Below are 15,563 nucleotides of genomic sequence, written 5' to 3' on the forward strand. Positions count from 1 at the left end.
TGCCATGTCGGTCAAACATCCCGTGGTCGCGATCACCGGGTCATCCGGTGCGGGAACGACCAGCGTCACGCGGACCTTCCAGGAGATATTCCGCCGCGAAGGCATCAATGCGGCCATCGTGGAAGGGGATTCGTTCCACCGCTTCGACCGCAACGAGATGAAGCTGGCCATGGCCGAGGCCGAACAGCAACGCAACCTGACCTTCTCGCATTTCGGGCCGGAGGCGAATCTGCTGGCCGAACTCGAAACTCTGTTCCGCGATTACGGGGAGACCGGGGTGGGTGCGGTGCGCAGGTACCTGCACGACGACGAGGAGGCCAAACCCTACGGACAACCGGCCGGCACTTTCACGCCGTGGGAGGAATTGTCACCGGGTTCGGATCTGCTGTTCTACGAGGGGCTGCACGGCGCCGCGACCAGCGGTGATATCGATGTGGCCCGGCATGCGGATCTGCTCGTGGGCGTGGTGCCGATCGTCAATCTGGAATGGATTCAGAAGGTGCACCGCGACCGCAACGAACGCGGCTACGACGATGAAGCCATCATCGATACGATTCTGCGGCGCATGCCCGACTACGTGAAGTACATCTGCCCGCAGTTCTCGCGCACCTACGTGAATTTCCAGCGGGTGCCGACCGTGGACACTTCGAATCCCTTTACCGCGCGCACCATTCCGACCGCCGACGAGAGTTTCGTGGTGATCCGGTTCGCCGATCCGAAGGTGATCGACTTTCCGTATCTGCTGTCCATGCTGCACGATTCGTTCATGTCACGGCCCAATTCGATCGTGGTGCCGGGCGGCAAGATGGACCTGGCCATGCAGCTCATCTTCACGCCGCTGATCCTGCGCCTGATGGACAAGCGGCCGAAGCGTTTGCGCTGAAACGAGAAACCGGCGGCCGTCTCGGAAGACGACCGCCGGTGTATCGGTTCGGGTGCTGCTCAGAGGCCCCTCGGCACGGCCTTCGAGCCGCTCTTGACCTGGAACGCGCTGACGATCTCCATAATGCCCAGGAAGATCAACCACCAGCCCGCCACCAGGGTCAGGGTCAGAATGGAGGTGAACGGCACCGCAATCAGCCAGCCGCCACCGATGATCAGCACGATGCCGAAGAAGATCGCCCAGCCGCGCCCCGGCACACCGTCCGCCGACAGGCCGACGATCAGCGAGGAAACGCCACGGAAGATCCAGCTGATGCCGATCCAGATGGCAAGCAGCAGAACGGCTGTCGCCTCACCCTGGTCCCGCCAATCGTGGAAGCACAGAAAGCCCAGGATCAGCGACAGAATGGCGCTGACGAAGGACAGGATCCGCATACCGGCGCTGATATGCACGCCGAATGCCGCGATGAGCTGGAAAACACCGGACACGATCAGGTAGACGCCGAACAGCACGCCCGCCACCAGCAGGGTCTTGCCCGGCCAGGCCAGGACCAGAATGCCCAGCACCACCGAGAGGATGCCGGTCAATAGAATCGACTGCCACGCACTGCGGGCCAGGGCGTGCACCGGCCCTTCGGAAACTTCCTCTTTGCTGGTTGTCATGATCGACAGAGTAAGCCGACGTCAGACCGTATTGCGGTTTATTTGCGAGGTGTTGCGCGGCTGTGATCACCGGCGCATTTCGCCGCTATTCGACCTCGACCGCTTCCCGTTTGATCTGCCGTTTCACCCAGCGGATATCCGCCCGCCAGGTATAGGCCGCGACCAGCGCCGATCCCAATGCGGCGGCGCCGAGCATGTTCTCGCCATCGACAACGAGACTGACCAGGCCGCCGAAGAGCGCGCCGAGTGCGAACGAGAAATATTGCAGCCCATATCCGGCCCAATCGCGGATCGTGCCGCCACCGAAGAGGTGGCGTTCGATGCCCTGGGCCAGTTTCACCAGGGTGCCCGTCACATAACTGACCGGGATGGAGACCTCGCCGTTCTTCACGAACGAGGTGTTCAGCGCGCCCATGCCGAAGGCCACCAGCAGAATCGGCGCCAGGCCGATGCTCTTTTCGCCCAGCGAGATATCCACCAGCGAGGCGAGGATCAATGCCACGGTAGCCAGCACGGTCGCGCCGTGCGGATGGTTGGTCCACCAATACCGCCGGCACATCGACGCCACGAAAACACCCGCCAGGAAGCAGACGATGATGGCGGCGGCGCCGAGTGCGAGGGTGTGGTCGCCGGTGAAGTTGCCGATGATCGCCCGCTCGGTATTGCCGGTCATGAAGGTGACGAAATAGCCGATGGAATGGACGTAGGCGGCGGCGCCGACAAAGCCCGCGAGCACCGACAACACCGCGGACAGCCGCATTTCCAGGTCCCAGAAGGGCGCTCGTGAATCGTCCTTGGCCGGATGCATGGCAACAGGCTAGCAACCTTCACATGAGGAGAAGCTGAGCCCGAGCGTGCGGTACAGTGCTGATGTTAACCGGAATTCTCATCCGGTTGAGCAGGGAACGAACAAGGAGCTGCCATGACCTCCGCCGTCATCGTCGACGTCGTACGCACCCCGTCGGGTAAAGGGAAAGCCGGTGGCGGGCTGTCGGAAGTACACCCCGCGACGCTGCTCTCCGGAGTCCTCGCGACGCTCGTCGAACGCACCGGCATCGACCCGGCCATCGTCGACGATGTGATCGGCGGTTGCGTCACGCAGAGCGGCGAGCAAGCCTTCAATATTTCCCGCACCGCGGTGCTGGCCGCCGGGTTCCCGGAGTCCGTGCCCGCCACCACCGTCGACCGGCAGTGCGGATCCTCGCAGCAGGCGGCGCATTTCGCGGCGCAGGGCGTGATCGCGGGAGCCTACGACGTGGCCATCGCGTGCGGCGTGGAGTCGATGTCGCGGGTGCCGATGTTCTCCAATGCGGCGGGCAAGGACGCCAATCGCGGGCCGATCGCGCACCGCTACCCGGACGGGCTTGTGCAGCAAGGCATTTCGGCGGAGGTCATCGCGGCGCGCTGGAAGTTCGACCGGGCGGCCCTCGACGAGTTCGCGGCGCGCTCGCATCGGCTCGCGGCCGAGACCGCCGCGTCCGGCGGATTCGACAACGAACTGGTGGCGGCGGGCACGCTGACCGCCGACGAGACCATCCGACCGGCCACCACCGTCGAGGGTCTGGCCGGATTGCGGCCCGCGTTCGAGGACGCCGAGTTCAAGGCGCGGTTCCCGGAGATCGAATGGTCGATCACGCCGGGCAATTCCTCGCCGCTGACCGACGGGGCCTCGGCCGCACTGATCATGAGCGAGCAGAAGGCGGCGGCCCTGGGACTGAAGCCGCGCGCCCGGTTCCACTCCTTCGCGGTGACCGGCGACGATCCGCTGCTCATGCTGACCGCCGTCGTTCCTGCCACCAGGAAGGTGCTGGCGCGGGCCGGATTGACCATTGACGATATCGACGCCTACGAGGTCAACGAGGCGTTCGCACCGGTGCCGCTGGTGTGGGCGGCCGAGGTGGGCGCCGATCCCGCCAAACTGAACCCGCGCGGCGGGGCCATCGCGCTCGGGCATCCGCTGGGCGCGTCCGGCACCCGCATCCTGGCGACCATGCTCAACCACCTGGAGCAGACCGGCGGGCGCTACGGGCTGATGACCATGTGCGAGGCCGGTGGGCTGGCCAACGCCACCGTTATCGAACGGCTCTGAGCTACGTCCCACCACACCGCACTTGCCGGAATCTGTCGGCGCCGGGTCGTAAGGTGTCCTCGGCAGCGAGATTTCGGTGAGTGGGTGTGGGAGGCGCGGTGCGGCTTACCTGGGACCAGGTGCTGGCCTGGCGGATGCGGCGGCAGTATGTCGATCCGCGCGCCGGTCGTGACGCGGTGGAGGTGGCGCGGCGGCTGTGCGGAGTCCAGGCGCAGGTGACCTCCGCGGCGGAAACCGCGGTGGCGCTGCGCCGTTCGGCGGGGGAGCCGGGTGCGGTCGTCGCCGCATTGAACGAGGGCCGGCTGGTGAAGACCTGGGCCATGCGCGGCACCCTGCACGCCTTGACTCCCGACCTCGCGCCGAGCGTGCTTTCGCTGATGGCCTCCGCGCGGACCTGGGAAAAGCCCGCATGGACAAGGGTTTCCGGAGCCACGCCCGAGGATGTGGCCGCACTTGTCGACGCGGTCCGCGAGATTCTCGACGGCGCGGTGCTGACCCGTGACGAACTGGTCACCGCGCTGCTGAAGAAGCCGCGCTTCCATCCCATGGAGGAGCATCTGCGTTCGGGCTGGGGTTCGATGCTCAAACCGCTGGCCTGGCAGGGGGCGTTGTGCCACGGCCCGGCCCAGGGCACTTCGATCACCTTCGCCAACCCGGCGCAGCTGATCCCCGGCTGGTCCGGCATTCCCGACCCCGATACGGCCGCCCCGGCGGTCATCTCCGCCTACCTGGGCGCGTACGGACCCGCCACGCCGGAGATCTTCAACGCGTGGATGTTCCGCGGTTTCCTCTCCAAAAAGACTGTGCGCCGCTGGTTCTCGGACCTCGGTGAGCAACTGACCGAGGTCGAGGTCGAAGGCCGCACCGGTTTCGTGCTCACCGCGCACGCCGACGAACTGGCCGCCACCGAGCCCGCCCGTTCGGTCCGCCTGCTGGGCCCGTTCGACCAGTACGTGCTCGGTCCGGGCACCAATGACACGATCCTGCTACCCGGGGACCATCGCGCGAAGGTCAGCCGGACCGCGGGCTGGATCTCGCCGCTGGTCCTGATCGACGGCCGCATCGCCGGAACCTGGGAAACCACCGGCGCGGACCTGGTCGTCTCCATGTTCGACGATGCGCGCGCCCCGCTGAAGGAGCTGAAAGGCGAAGCGGCACACGTGGCCCGCGCGCTCGGGCAGCCCGGATTCACCATCCGGGCGGCTTGATTCTCAGGGATGGATTCAGGGGATGTCCGGATGTCCCGGAGGTGGGTCGGCCCCTAGCGTCGGAGCATGCGATTCCTGCCGATCTCGGGTGTACTGGTCGTTCTCACCGTCACCGGTTGCGCAAGCATGACCGAGAACACCGCGCCCACCAGCGTCACCGCCCCGGCCGCGGTGTCCGCCAAACGCATTCAGCAAGTCCAGGAGGATATCGACGGACTGGTGCGCGGCGGGGTCGCGGGGACCATCGCCACCCTCACCGAGAACGGACAGACGGTCACGCTGACCTCGGGCGTCGCCGACCGCGGCACCGGTGCCCCCATCCCCACCACACCACCACAACAGGTCCGGGTCGGCAGCGTCTCGAAGTCGTTCGTCGCCGCGATCCTGCTCCAGCTCGCCGGTGAGGGCCGCATCCATTTGGATGATCCGGTCGACACCTATCTGCCGGATCTGCTGCGCGGCGACGGCGTCGACGGCCGGGCAGTCACGGTGCGGCAGATCCTCCAGCACCGCAGCGGCTTACCGGAGTTCAGCGATGCGCCCGAGATCGACGAATACCGCGCCGCCGTCGAGGGCCGCACGATGACCCCGGCCGCCGAGATAGCGATCGCCCTGCGCAATCCCGCACAGTTCGCCCCCGGAACCCGATACAAATACACCAACACCAACTACATCGTCGCCGCGATGATCATCGAAAAGGTCACCGGCCGTGCCTATTCCGAGGAACTCACGGGCCGCATCCTCACCCCGCAGCAGCTGACCGCCACCTATCTGCCCGGCACCGGCGAAACCGATATCCGCGGCCCGCACCCGCACGGCTACGCCACCCTCGACGGCGTCCGCACCGATGTCACCAGCTCGGAGCCATCCGTGCCCTGGGCGGCCGGCGCGATGGTCTCGACCGGCACCGACCTGAACCGCTTCTACCTGGCTTTGCTCGCGGGCCGGATCGTGGGCGAAGGTCAACTCAGCGACATGCTCTCCACCGAAAACCTCATCCCCGACAGCGATTTCAGCTACGGCCTCGGCATCGGCTCCGGCCGGCTCTCGTGCGGCACCCGGTTCTTCGGCCATACCGGGGGCATAACCGGCTACCTCACCTACGCGTACGCCACCCGTGACGGCCGCGCCGTGACCATCGCCCTCACCGAATCACCCGAGCAGGAGCCGCCCATGACAACGATGCTCAGCCACGCCCTCTGCCCGTGAGATGGAGTTCGGCGGCGAGGGTGAGGAGTTCGGGCATATGCGGCCCGTCGGTCGCCGCGTGCACCCGGGCTTCGGACAGCGGGAACGCCCGGACCTCCAGAATATGTTCGGCATCATCGGGATTGGTCGGAGCCGAGGTGAGGGTGACATCCGCGGTGCACCACAGCCAGGCTTTGCGCGGGTGCGGCTGCCAGGGCCGATAGGGCTCGGCGTGATCACTGCGAGCGTGGTGCGCGCCGAACCGATACAGCGGCCCCGCGAGCTCCGCCCCCGCTTCCTCGCGCAGTTCCCGAATCACGCAGTCCAGCACCGATTCCGAGGCTTCCCGGGTGCCGCCGGGCACGATCCAGACGTCGCGATCGTCACGGCACAGCACGATGTCATCGCCCACGAAGCTGATCACATGGATATTGGTGACGAGATCGTCGGGCGGCAGCTCGGTCGAGAAGTGCACGTCCAGGCCGCCCCATTCCCAGCGGGTCGGCATGTGCAGCAAGGGGAAACGGTCCGCGAGCGTCATGCCTCGACGGTAGCGGTCCGAGGCAGGTCCGGGTGCACCCCTAGAACCGGTGTCAGTATTGTGCCCTCATGGCCTTCGTCATCGATTACAGCGTGGAGATCGACGCACCCAGCGATCTGGTGTGGCAGGTACTCACCGATGTGGACAGCTACGGCGAGTGGAACCCCTTCGTTCCCGCTTGCTCGACCACCTTGGAACCGGGGTCGCCGATCGATATGCAGGTGCGGCTGGTGGGGCCGAACCCGAAATCCCAGCGCGAGTACATCCGTAGCCATACCCCGGGTAAGGAGTTCAGCTATGCGATGAAGCCGGCGCCGCTGGGGTTGCTGCGCAGCGAACGGTCGCACACGATTACCGCGCTGGCCGACGGGAAGACCCGGTACGACTCGCATTTCCAGCTCGAGGGGCCGTTCAGCCCGGTGGTCGGCGGATTGCTGGGCGGGGCCTTGCGTAAGGGATTCGGCAGCATGACCGAGGGTGTGCGGTTGCGCGCGGAGTCGTTGCGCGCGGCCGACGGCAACTGAAAGAAAGAATCCCTGCCGCTCGGCGCGGCAGGGATTTCGTGAGGTCTCAGGCCTCGAACACCACTACGTTCCCGAAGCTGTCGCGCGCGCCGCTGTCCTTCTCGATGGCGGCGGCCAGATCCTCGACGGCCTCCCAGGTGCGGGGTTCCTCGTCGTCTAGATTGCCGATGGTGTACCAGGTCGCGCTGCCGCGATAGCGGACCAGACCGTGGCCGACGGGGTCCAGCGTCACGTCGAGATCACCGGAAACCGTGCCCTCCTCCTGGGTCATCACGGCTGCCGCGCTGGGGATCTCGACGATGGCGTCTACTTGAACCCTCCTCGATCGATGCAGTCCTGCACTGCGGTCTTCAGTGCGGCCTGCTCCTTGGAATCGACGTTCAGGCCATACTTTACTTTCACCTGGAGGTAGCGGCCCACATATCCACACCGGAAATTCCCGGGCGGCAAATAGTTGGCGGCGTCCTGGTCACCCTTGGAACGGTTTGCGGTCGGGTCGGAGGGGGAGAGGTTCACCGCGTCGTTGGCGATATTGCGGCGGGTGTCCTCGTCCATCTTGGCCGCGCCGGAACGCCACGCTTCGGCAAGCGCCACAATGTGATCGATGTCCACGCCCGAGGAATCGGTAATGAACTTGTAGGGCTTGAGCTCATTGGTCTTCTTGTCCGGCACGCCGTACTGGTCCCGCCAGCCGCCGTCCTTGCCGACGGTGAACTTGCAGGTGGCGGGGTCCAGCTTGACCGAGCCGGTGGCATCGCGCAGCAGCATCACCTCGCGGGTGGTGCATTTGCTGTACGCGGCGTAGGCGTCACCGAAGCCGTGTTCGGGCTTGTTGGTGTCCCAGTGCGGGAACTGCTCGCGGCTGTACCCGGTCATCGGCAACTCGTCGGCGACCTTGAGTTTGCCGAGCAGCGCCTTGATCTCGGTGGCCGAGCCCGCGACGGTCGGATTGGTCTGGCCCGGGTTGGTTTTCGGCGAGTCGCCCGATTTGTTCAGCAGGGCGGCGACGACGATCAGCACGATGACGAAGAGCGCGGAGCCGATGGCTCCGGCGATCTTGGTGAGGCTTGACGGCTTCTTCTGCAACATATCCCGACCACCGTCGCAATCCACTACCCGAAACAGCAAGTTACGCCCCGGGTTCGGAGACGGGTCTCACATCACTCGGCCCACGGCGAACACAGCGTTACTTACATAGTGAGCTTCGTCAAGATCGAGAACAACGGAGTGGCAGCACTTTTCGGCGTGGCGTCGCGAATGTTCCGGCGAGTCGTCAAATTTGATGCAGCCAGGCTATGAAGAACGCGATCGCGGCGACGAAGGCGAGGGCGGCGAGCGGGATCGGCCACCACGGTCCGGTGCGGGCGAGCAACCGCCGGGCGAGTTGCCTTTGCAGCACTCCGATTCCGGCCAGCAGCAACACCCAGAGCGGGAGCAGTCCGACGCCGAGCAGGAAGTGCACCGCCCACGCGCCCGCCAAAGTGGGGCCGCCCCAGGAATGTTCGTAGTCGCCCGCGGCGACCAGCGGGTAGGCGATGCCGCGGACCGCCGCGACCAGGGCCAGGAAGACCGCGAACCAGGCGACCAGTCCGATGGCGGCGGCGAGCGCCGAATGCGCGACGGTGCGGAACCAGCCCGGAGAGTTCAGCGCGAAGGGCACGCGCAGGTTCCGGCGCGTCACCCGGGCGCGAACCCCGGTGGGCGCGAAGGCAACCGGCAGCGCGAGCACCGCGTAGTACGCCGATCGCGTCACCGCCTGCACCTGACCCATGCGCCCACGGTAGCGCGCCGCGTGACCCGCCCGGGGGATTGAACCTTGACCACTTCACAAACGAGCCCGGCCGTCCGGAAGAACCGGACGGCCGGGCTCGCGAATCACGCAGCGGGCGATACCCGCTATCGGGATATCAGGCGTTGTTGAGCTTGTTGAGGCGCTCGCACGCCTCCAGGTACTCGGTGATCAGCCGCTGCACCACATCGGCCGAGCGCTCGACCTTGTTCATCAAACCGACGACCTGGCCGACCGGGTTGAAGTTCACGTCCTTGGCGGCCTCGGGGTAGCGGTGGCCGCGCTTGACGCCGTCCAGGGCGACCATCATCTGCAAGGGCATGGGCAGCGGGTTCGGGGTGTCGTCCCGCTCCCACGCCTCGGTCCAGTCGTTCTTGAGCATGCGGCAGGGCTTGCCGGTCCAGGAACGCGAGCGCACCGTGTCGTGGCTGGTGGCCTCGAGGTAGGTCTGCATCTGTGCGGGCGGCACATTGGCCTCCTCGACGGTCAGCCACAGCGAACCGGTCCACGCGCCGGCCGCACCCATCGCCATGGCGGCGGCGACCTGACGACCGTTGCCGATACCGCCGGCCGCCAGCGCGGGCATATCGCCGATCGCGTCGATGACCTGCGGCCACAGCACCACCGAGGAGACCTCGCCGCAGTGACCGCCGCCCTCGGTGCCCTGCATGACGACGAAGTCCAGGCCGGCGTTCTTGTGGTTGAGCGCGTGCTTGACCGAACCACACAGCGCGCCGATCAGACGGCCCGAGTCCTGGATCTGCTTGATCACGTCATCGGGCGGGGTGCCCAGCGCGTTGGCGACCAGCTTGGCCTTGGGGTGCTTGAGGATCACCTCGATCTGCGGGGCGACCGTGGTGGCGGTCCAGCCGAGCAGCTGGTTGTGGTGCTCCTCCGGCGGCAGGTGCGGCACATTGTGGTCGTTGAGCAGCTGCTCGGCGAAATCACGGTGGCCCTGCGGAACCAGTTCGCCCAGCTTGGATTCCAGTTCCTCCGGGGAGAGGCCGTCGACGCCCTTGCCCTCGTACTTGGAGGGGATCACCAGGTCGACGCCGTACACGCCGGTGACGTGCTCGTCGAGCCACTGGAGCTCCACCTCGAGCTGTTCCGCGGTGAAGCCGACAGCGCCGAGCACGCCCAGGCCGCCCGCATTGCTCACCGCGGCCGCCACATCGCGGCAGTGGGTGAAGGCGAAGATGGGTACGTCGATGCCGAGGCGATCACAAATCTCGGTACGCATGGTGCAGTGGGCTCCTCTGAACTTTCCGGCACTGGAATGTTGTTCCCACCACACTAGAACATGTTCTACATTCAGGCCAGAGTATCCACGCCTACCCCTCGGTAGCGGTCAACAACTTGTTCCAGTTAGTGGGACAGCAGGCCGTCCGCGACCAGATCATCGAAGAGAAGTTGGTCCACCGGCGGGACCTCGTCCCGGTCGGCGTAGGTGAACCAGGCGACCTCTTCGATCTCACTGCTGGCGGCGAGGATGCCCGCGTAATCGGCGGTGTAGCAAGCCATTCGGACCACCGCGTCCGGGATCGGGGCCTCGTAGGTGCCCACGTGCGCGACGGACGCCGGGATCAGCTCGACGGTCAGCTCCTCGCGGATCTCACGGATCAGCGTCTCCAGATCCGTTTCCGCGCCTTCCCTTTTGCCACCCGGAATGTAGAAGACGTCCTTGCCGCGCGGGCGGGCGCACAGGATCTTGCCGTGCTCGATCCGCACCCATGCCACCGTGTCGATCAGCCGCTGCTCCGTCTGCATTCGAGCAGCCTAGCCAGCGGTCAACGGAGCGCCCGGGCGACCAGCAGGTCCACGGCGCGGGTGACGCGATCGGTGTCGCCCACCGCGCGATCGCTGTGGTTTGATCATCGCGTGATGTTCATGGCGCAGTCGTGGTGGTGGCCGGAGTTCCGGCAGCCCTGACCCGCGCTCGCGTATCGGCTGCCTCGCGCGGCAGCCGTACGTTACTGATCACCCGGCTGGTGTGCGCCGGCAGCCTCGTATCGAAAGGATCGAGGCATATGTCCTTGGAAGAAGTCCGCGGCGAAATCGACGCGATCGATGCCCGAATCGTCGAGTTGCTCGGCGCACGACAGCAATTGGTGTTCCGGGCCGCGACCTTCAAACGCGACCCCGACGAAGTGCGGGCTCCGGATCGACGGGCGCGGATGATGGTTCGGCTGCGTGAGCTCGCTCTACAGCACGGGGTGGAGCCCGAACTCATCGAGCGGGTGTACACCACCATGATCGACGGATTCATCGAGATCGAGCAGGGCCGCCATCGCGCACTCACGGCCGACGGAACAGTCACGGAATAGTTGTCAGCCTCGGACGAACTCGTAGGTGTAGAACAGCAGGCCGTCACCGATCGTCCGGGTGTTTGTCAGGCGCAACGGCTTTCGGTCCCTGGGCTGGTCGAAGATGCGGTGGCCGGTGCCCAGCACGACCGGGAAAACAACCAGTCGCAGTTCGTCGGCCAGGTTCTGTTCTATGAGTGTGTGCACGAGTCGGTAACTGCCGTAGACGAGGATTTCGCCGTCCACGGTTCGCTTCAGCTCCGAGATCTTCTTTGCCGCATCGCCATCGAGGACGGTGGCGTTGCTCCATCGGGGATCTTCGAGCGTGGACGAGACAATGTATTTGGGGAGGCTTTTCACTCCTTCCGCCCACTCGCGGCTCACGCGGACCTCCGCATCGTCGCGGGACAGCATGCGGGTCGCGAACCAATCGCTGGTCTGCCTGCCCAGCAGGAGCGCTTTGGCACGCAGTAGTTCTTCGGTTTCGCGGGTGACCCAGGCTTGGAGGTCCTTGCCTGTCACGCACTGGTGGAACCAGCCGCCCCGGTCGAAACCCTCCTCGCCGTCCGGGTCTTGAACCACTCCATCGAGTGTGATGTTCGAGCTGATGACGATCTTTCCCATTTGCGTGCTCCTTCGCGGATGCGGTCGGCTATCACTGGTCTGGACGTCGTGGCGGCAAGCAAAGAGGCGCTGGGCGACCGCCCCTTTCGCAGCTCGGCCGGCGTCGAAACAGGATGGGATTGCGCATAAGCGATGAGGTGGCCGGAGTGGAGTCGGTGCGGACGGATTTGATGTCGAGGGCGCGGGCCGGTGATGGCGAGGCATTCCGGGCGCTGACCGAGCCACACCGCCGGGAGCTACAGGTGCACTGCTACCGGATGCTCGGCTCGGTTCAGGATGCCGAGGACGCGCTCCAGGACACGATGCTCGCCGCTTGGCGAGGTCTCGAACAGTTCGACGGGCGCGCCGCGCTGCGCACCTGGCTCTATCGCATCGCCACCAACCGGTGCCTGGACGCCTTGCGGGGCGCGCGCCGGCGTCCCGCGAAGCAGTGGGATATTCCGGGAATCGAACCGCCGGAACCCACGGGGCTGGGCGAAATCCACTGGCTGGAGCCATATCCGGACGCCCTACTGGGCGGTGCGATCAGTGTGCCGCTCGGCCCGGAGGCGCGCTATGAGCAGACCGAATCCATTTCGCTGGCCTTCGTGACCGCCCTCCAGATCCTGCCGCCTCGCCAGCTCGCCGTGCTCATCCTGCGCGACGTTCTCGGATTCCATGCGAACGAGGTGGCCGAGATGCTGGACACCACAATCGAATCGGTGAAGAGCGCCCTCAAACGCGCACGGGCGGGAATGCAGCGCCGACTGCCGGATCCCGCCCGCGAGCAGCCGCCCGCCAACGGCTCACCTGCCGAGGACGCGATCGTAGCGAAGTTCGTCAGCACCTACGAAGCCGCCGACATTGAGGCTTTGGTGGCGCTGTTGACCGACGACGTCTTCATGACGATGCCACCGATGCCGTTGGAATATCGGGGTCTGGACAGCGTTGCCCGCTTCTGCGCGTTCGTCTTCGGTTCGGGACAGCAATTCGAGCTGGTGCCGACGCGTGCCAACGGTCAACCGGCGTTCGGGGTCTACCGGCGGACGCCGACCGGGAGCCATGGAGTCGGCCTCTTCGTCCTCGCGCTCTCGGGCGACCGAATCAGCGCCATGACACGCTTCGAAGAAACCGTCCTCCCGACATTCGGTCTGCCGCAATCCCGCCCGAGCGCAGTGGGGCCGACATAGTTCGAAGAGTTCGGCGTTGGAGTGCTGAGACCAGTCGGCATTCGGGGGCGAATTCGGGGTGGGATGAAGAGATTAAAGAAGGATAGTGTGGCTGGGTCGTGTGCCCTGCCGGACCTTCGCTGACGCGACTTGGGAGCCTCGACCGGCGGTTTTCGACGGTAGTGGCTGCACGTATCACCTTTTACAGATTTCCCGATCCCGGGAATTTCACGACCGCAGGATCGGGGAGCGCGGGTGGATGCGCGCCAAGGCGCGTTCCATCATCTCCCCGGCATGGTGGCGGTGATTCACTCTCGGTGTCCCGGTCGGATCGATATGGGCAGGCGCGATCCAGCCCGTCCGTCCCGCATAGCGCGAATCTTTCGGCATGACAACAGTTTTCCAACCCCCAGGTCCGTCGTGCACCAGGGCATGACAGCGATCACACGCCAACGTCAGATTATCCAGATCGGTGGTGCCGCCCTTGGCCCATTCAGTGACGTGATGCACCGCCGCCATCGACGCGGGGGCATCGCAGCCGGGGCGCGTGCAGCCCTTCTCGGTCGCAGTCAACGCCAAGCGCTGGGCGGGGCTGGCCAGACGACGAGAACGCCCGAAATACAACGGCATTCCCACCGGATCGACCACCGTCACAAACCGCGAGGACTTCGCAGCGGCCAGCTTGACCGCATCGGCGACCGGGATAGTGCCGCCGGTCGCGGTGGTGGCGACACCGGACAGGGTTTCCAGCTGCTGGACACTCATCGTGATCACCGTCGCAACGGGCAGACCCCGGTGAGTGCCGAGCCCGTCGAGGGTGACGCTCGGGGCCAGCAGCGCCAGCAGCGCGTCATGGGTGCGTTGCCCACTGGTGCGAGTATCGCGGGCGGCCGCCGCCTCGAGCATCGCGCGATCGACACCACGGTCGGCATCAGCGTCGGCGGCCGTCGGGCTGTCGGGATCGGCCGGGTTACACATGCCCGGGCGCGCGTACTTGGCCAGCACCGGCTCCAACAACGCCCGCAATTCCGGGACGATCTCGCCCTTGAGGGTGGACATGCCATCCACGCGCTGCTTGCCCAAGACCAGCTCCCGCATCCGGGCCCGGTCACGGGTGTCGGTCAGGGCGCCGTCGGGATCCAACCGCCCCAGAATCGCATTCCCCACCTTCGGCTGATCATCGGGGGAACCCCCGGACCGGGCGTGGGCGACCAGGATCTGTTCGGCTTCGGCCTTGGCTCCCGCCGGTGCGGCCGCCGGGATCCGGTCCAGGATCTTCACGATCGCGCGCACCTGCTGCACCGACAACTCCCCCTCGGCCTGGGCGGCCGCGGTCACCGGCAGCAACGGTTCACGCTCGACACCATGCATGTCACGAAACACCCCCACATACGTGGCGGCGTTGACCCGCGCCCGCGCTTCGGCACGCGACAAGGTCAGGGTTTCAGCGAGAAAGCTTGCGATGTTGGCGCATCCGGCCCGCGCGGGCATCGACCGATCGGAAACCTCGATCACCAGCCGGTGCCCGACCGCTTCCAGGCGACGCTTGGAATTCTCGATACTGCGCAACACCGCGGTGATATCGGTGTCGGACAAGGAATTCAACGATGCGGTCAACAGGATATCGGTGGCGTCGGCGAACTCCGCCACCGCTTCGATGAATTCCCCCTGCATCCCCATACCCCTATTTTACGCGGGTATCTCACGCACCGGAATACGAATCCTGTTGTGATATAAGGATATTCACTCCGTCTGAGCCGTTATCGGGCTCGTCGGCATATGGAACTCTTCCAATGGGGCCGAGTCGTACCAGCTGACCAGTTTTGAATTTCAGAGTGCGTTGTTCTGCATCAGTTGGCGGCGGTGGCGGCGCTGGAGGTCGAAGAGTTCTTCGTCGGAGTAGGAGGACCAGTCGCGGGTGGGGGCGAATTTGGGGCGTAGGTCGCGGATTCGGTCGGCGCACCAGAGGACTTCTTTTTCGAGTACGCGAGGGTTGGTGCAGCCGGGCCAGAGTGGGGAGACGGTGATCGAGTGGATCGATTCCCGGTTGCCGGTCATGGAGAGAACGGGTTTGGCGTATTGGGTGGTGGCGCCGCGGATCAGGTAGTTGCCGTCGGAGAGGAGGTCGTCTTGGATTCGGCAGTATTTGTTCCAGGTGCGCGTCTCCAGCAGCATGATCGCTTGTTCGCGGGCGGAGAGTAGACCGCTGCGGGCGGAGCTGTGCGAGGCGGAGTGCCGGCCGTGGCGCTCGTTCATGGCGTCCTGGTACGCCTCGAAGAGCTCGTCGCCGACGTCTTTCGGTGCTACCCGCTCGTGCCAGTCGGAGGTGAATTCCAGGCGGCAGGGGAGGCCGCCGTCCAATGTCATGGTGACGAACGGGCCGGGAGCTGGCGTGGCGGACGGGACGGCGTAGAGCGCGGGGAATTGTTCGGCGGGCGGGGAGGCCGTCACCGCGTAGGTCGATTCCTGGTGCAGTGGTTGCGAAGTCACGTTCACCGTCACCGATACCGAGACGTTGACCTTCGGATTCCGATCGTCGTCATAGTCGTCGACATGTCTGATCACCATGACGAAATCAACTCCTGCGCAGCCGCTTTCGGCGCA

The 15,563-nt window shown here is 65.6% G+C and carries 18 protein-coding genes; 7 read left to right on the top strand and 11 right to left on the bottom strand.

Going from position 1 to position 15,563, the window contains the following annotated elements:
- Positions 1 to 4: 4 nt before the first annotated feature.
- Complete coding sequence (locus tag NI1_RS16945; RefSeq protein ID WP_067821202.1) at positions 5 to 883, top strand: phosphoribulokinase; 879 nt, start codon at positions 5 to 7, stop codon at positions 881 to 883.
- 59 nt (positions 884 to 942) lie between these two features.
- Here the strand turns inward: NI1_RS16945 and NI1_RS16950 are convergent, their stop codons facing one another.
- Both NI1_RS16950 and NI1_RS16955 read right to left on the bottom strand, forming a co-directional pair.
- Complete coding sequence (locus tag NI1_RS16950) at positions 943 to 1,545, bottom strand: HdeD family acid-resistance protein (RefSeq protein WP_067821205.1); 603 nt, start codon at positions 1,543 to 1,545, stop codon at positions 943 to 945.
- A gap of 85 nt (positions 1,546 to 1,630) precedes the next feature.
- Positions 1,631 to 2,353, bottom strand: a complete 723-nt coding sequence (locus NI1_RS16955; RefSeq protein WP_067821208.1) for a YoaK family protein — start codon at positions 2,351 to 2,353, stop codon at positions 1,631 to 1,633.
- Positions 2,354 to 2,467: 114 nt separating this feature from the next.
- Between NI1_RS16955 and NI1_RS16960 the strand changes: the two genes are divergently transcribed.
- From NI1_RS16960 to NI1_RS16970, 3 genes are all read left to right on the top strand, one after another.
- Entirely contained in the window at positions 2,468 to 3,634 is a 1,167-nt protein-coding gene (locus NI1_RS16960) for a thiolase family protein (RefSeq protein ID WP_067821211.1), read from the top strand.
- 98 nt (positions 3,635 to 3,732) lie between these two features.
- Positions 3,733 to 4,842, top strand: coding sequence for a winged helix DNA-binding domain-containing protein (locus NI1_RS16965; protein ID WP_084523406.1), 1,110 nt, complete (start codon positions 3,733 to 3,735; stop codon positions 4,840 to 4,842).
- A gap of 66 nt (positions 4,843 to 4,908) precedes the next feature.
- Positions 4,909 to 6,051 carry a serine hydrolase domain-containing protein gene (locus tag NI1_RS16970; RefSeq protein WP_067821214.1) on the top strand — a complete coding sequence of 381 codons (1,143 nt, stop codon included), beginning with the start codon at positions 4,909 to 4,911 and terminating at the stop codon, positions 6,049 to 6,051.
- Here NI1_RS16970 and NI1_RS16975 read toward each other — a convergent pair.
- Complete coding sequence (locus tag NI1_RS16975; RefSeq protein WP_067821217.1) at positions 6,029 to 6,571, bottom strand: NUDIX hydrolase; 543 nt, start codon at positions 6,569 to 6,571, stop codon at positions 6,029 to 6,031. The two genes, NI1_RS16970 and NI1_RS16975, sit on opposite strands and share 23 nt — an antisense overlap.
- Positions 6,572 to 6,639: 68 nt before the next feature.
- Between NI1_RS16975 and NI1_RS16980 the strand changes: the two genes are divergently transcribed.
- On the top strand, positions 6,640 to 7,095 hold the full coding sequence (locus NI1_RS16980) for an SRPBCC domain-containing protein (protein ID WP_067821220.1): 456 nt from the start codon (positions 6,640 to 6,642) through the stop codon (positions 7,093 to 7,095).
- 46 nt (positions 7,096 to 7,141) lie between these two features.
- Here the strand turns inward: NI1_RS16980 and NI1_RS16985 are convergent, their stop codons facing one another.
- The 5 genes from NI1_RS16985 to NI1_RS17005 all read right to left on the bottom strand — a co-directional run bounded on the left by NI1_RS16985 (position 7,142) and on the right by NI1_RS17005 (position 10,651).
- Entirely contained in the window at positions 7,142 to 7,366 is a 225-nt protein-coding gene (locus tag NI1_RS16985) for a hypothetical protein (protein WP_067821223.1), read from the bottom strand.
- Positions 7,367 to 7,401: 35 nt separating this feature from the next.
- Positions 7,402 to 8,184, bottom strand: coding sequence for an HNH endonuclease family protein (locus NI1_RS16990; RefSeq protein WP_067821226.1), 783 nt, complete (start codon positions 8,182 to 8,184; stop codon positions 7,402 to 7,404).
- Positions 8,185 to 8,368: 184 nt separating this feature from the next.
- Complete coding sequence (locus tag NI1_RS16995; RefSeq protein WP_067821230.1) at positions 8,369 to 8,866, bottom strand: hypothetical protein; 498 nt, start codon at positions 8,864 to 8,866, stop codon at positions 8,369 to 8,371.
- A gap of 136 nt (positions 8,867 to 9,002) precedes the next feature.
- Positions 9,003 to 10,124 (bottom strand): NAD(P)H-dependent flavin oxidoreductase, encoded by a 1,122-nt coding sequence (locus NI1_RS17000; protein ID WP_067821233.1) that lies wholly within the window; start codon positions 10,122 to 10,124, stop codon positions 9,003 to 9,005.
- Between the two features lie 125 nt (positions 10,125 to 10,249).
- Positions 10,250 to 10,651, bottom strand: a complete 402-nt coding sequence (locus NI1_RS17005) for an NUDIX hydrolase (RefSeq protein WP_067821236.1) — start codon at positions 10,649 to 10,651, stop codon at positions 10,250 to 10,252.
- Between the two features lie 260 nt (positions 10,652 to 10,911).
- Between NI1_RS17005 and NI1_RS17010 the strand changes: the two genes are divergently transcribed.
- The gene (locus tag NI1_RS17010; RefSeq protein ID WP_067821238.1) at positions 10,912 to 11,208 is read left to right on the top strand and encodes a chorismate mutase; all 297 of its coding nucleotides are present in this window, start codon (positions 10,912 to 10,914) and stop codon (positions 11,206 to 11,208) included.
- A gap of 3 nt (positions 11,209 to 11,211) precedes the next feature.
- On the opposite strand, the gene NI1_RS17015 is transcribed toward NI1_RS17010, so the two are convergent.
- On the bottom strand, positions 11,212 to 11,811 hold the full coding sequence (locus tag NI1_RS17015; RefSeq protein ID WP_067821240.1) for a dihydrofolate reductase family protein: 600 nt from the start codon (positions 11,809 to 11,811) through the stop codon (positions 11,212 to 11,214).
- Between the two features lie 113 nt (positions 11,812 to 11,924).
- On the opposite strand from NI1_RS17015, the gene NI1_RS17020 reads away from it, so the two are divergent.
- On the top strand, positions 11,925 to 12,980 hold the full coding sequence (locus tag NI1_RS17020) for a sigma-70 family RNA polymerase sigma factor (RefSeq protein WP_067821242.1): 1,056 nt from the start codon (positions 11,925 to 11,927) through the stop codon (positions 12,978 to 12,980).
- Positions 12,981 to 13,187: 207 nt separating this feature from the next.
- Here the strand turns inward: NI1_RS17020 and NI1_RS17025 are convergent, their stop codons facing one another.
- Both NI1_RS17025 and NI1_RS17030 read right to left on the bottom strand, forming a co-directional pair.
- Positions 13,188 to 14,639: an HNH endonuclease signature motif containing protein gene (locus NI1_RS17025; protein WP_245663265.1), complete on the bottom strand. Its 1,452-nt coding sequence runs from the start codon at positions 14,637 to 14,639 to the stop codon at positions 13,188 to 13,190.
- 150 nt (positions 14,640 to 14,789) lie between these two features.
- Entirely contained in the window at positions 14,790 to 15,527 is a 738-nt protein-coding gene (locus NI1_RS17030; protein WP_067821245.1) for a hypothetical protein, read from the bottom strand.
- Between the last annotated feature and the right edge of the window lie 36 nt (positions 15,528 to 15,563).

The organism is Nocardia inohanensis NBRC 100128 (genome assembly GCF_001612945.1).
In the GTDB taxonomy this organism is placed as follows: domain Bacteria; phylum Actinomycetota; class Actinomycetes; order Mycobacteriales; family Mycobacteriaceae; genus Nocardia; species Nocardia inohanensis.

Bases quoted from the DNA above. Each gene is read 5' to 3' on its own strand.
- NI1_RS16945 (WP_067821202.1), top strand. From the start codon at position 5: ATGTCGGTCAAACATCCCGTGGTCGCGATCACCGGGTCATCCGGTGCG.
- NI1_RS16975 (WP_067821217.1), bottom strand. From the start codon at position 6,571: ATGACGCTCGCGGACCGTTTCCCCTTGCTGCACATGCCGACCCGCTGG.
- NI1_RS16960 (WP_067821211.1), top strand. From the start codon at position 2,468: ATGACCTCCGCCGTCATCGTCGACGTCGTACGCACCCCGTCGGGTAAA.
- NI1_RS17030 (WP_067821245.1), bottom strand. From the start codon at position 15,527: ATGGTGATCAGACATGTCGACGACTATGACGACGATCGGAATCCGAAG.
- NI1_RS16950 (WP_067821205.1), bottom strand. From the start codon at position 1,545: ATGACAACCAGCAAAGAGGAAGTTTCCGAAGGGCCGGTGCACGCCCTG.
- NI1_RS16985 (WP_067821223.1), bottom strand. From the start codon at position 7,366: ATGACCCAGGAGGAGGGCACGGTTTCCGGTGATCTCGACGTGACGCTG.
- NI1_RS17020 (WP_067821242.1), top strand. From the start codon at position 11,925: ATGGGATTGCGCATAAGCGATGAGGTGGCCGGAGTGGAGTCGGTGCGG.
- NI1_RS16970 (WP_067821214.1), top strand. From the start codon at position 4,909: ATGCGATTCCTGCCGATCTCGGGTGTACTGGTCGTTCTCACCGTCACC.
- NI1_RS16990 (WP_067821226.1), bottom strand. From the start codon at position 8,184: ATGTTGCAGAAGAAGCCGTCAAGCCTCACCAAGATCGCCGGAGCCATC.
- NI1_RS17005 (WP_067821236.1), bottom strand. From the start codon at position 10,651: ATGCAGACGGAGCAGCGGCTGATCGACACGGTGGCATGGGTGCGGATC.
- NI1_RS17015 (WP_067821240.1), bottom strand. From the start codon at position 11,811: ATGGGAAAGATCGTCATCAGCTCGAACATCACACTCGATGGAGTGGTT.
- NI1_RS17010 (WP_067821238.1), top strand. From the start codon at position 10,912: ATGTCCTTGGAAGAAGTCCGCGGCGAAATCGACGCGATCGATGCCCGA.
- NI1_RS17025 (WP_245663265.1), bottom strand. From the start codon at position 14,639: ATGGGGATGCAGGGGGAATTCATCGAAGCGGTGGCGGAGTTCGCCGAC.
- NI1_RS16980 (WP_067821220.1), top strand. From the start codon at position 6,640: ATGGCCTTCGTCATCGATTACAGCGTGGAGATCGACGCACCCAGCGAT.
- NI1_RS17000 (WP_067821233.1), bottom strand. From the start codon at position 10,124: ATGCGTACCGAGATTTGTGATCGCCTCGGCATCGACGTACCCATCTTC.
- NI1_RS16995 (WP_067821230.1), bottom strand. From the start codon at position 8,866: ATGGGTCAGGTGCAGGCGGTGACGCGATCGGCGTACTACGCGGTGCTC.
- NI1_RS16955 (WP_067821208.1), bottom strand. From the start codon at position 2,353: ATGCATCCGGCCAAGGACGATTCACGAGCGCCCTTCTGGGACCTGGAA.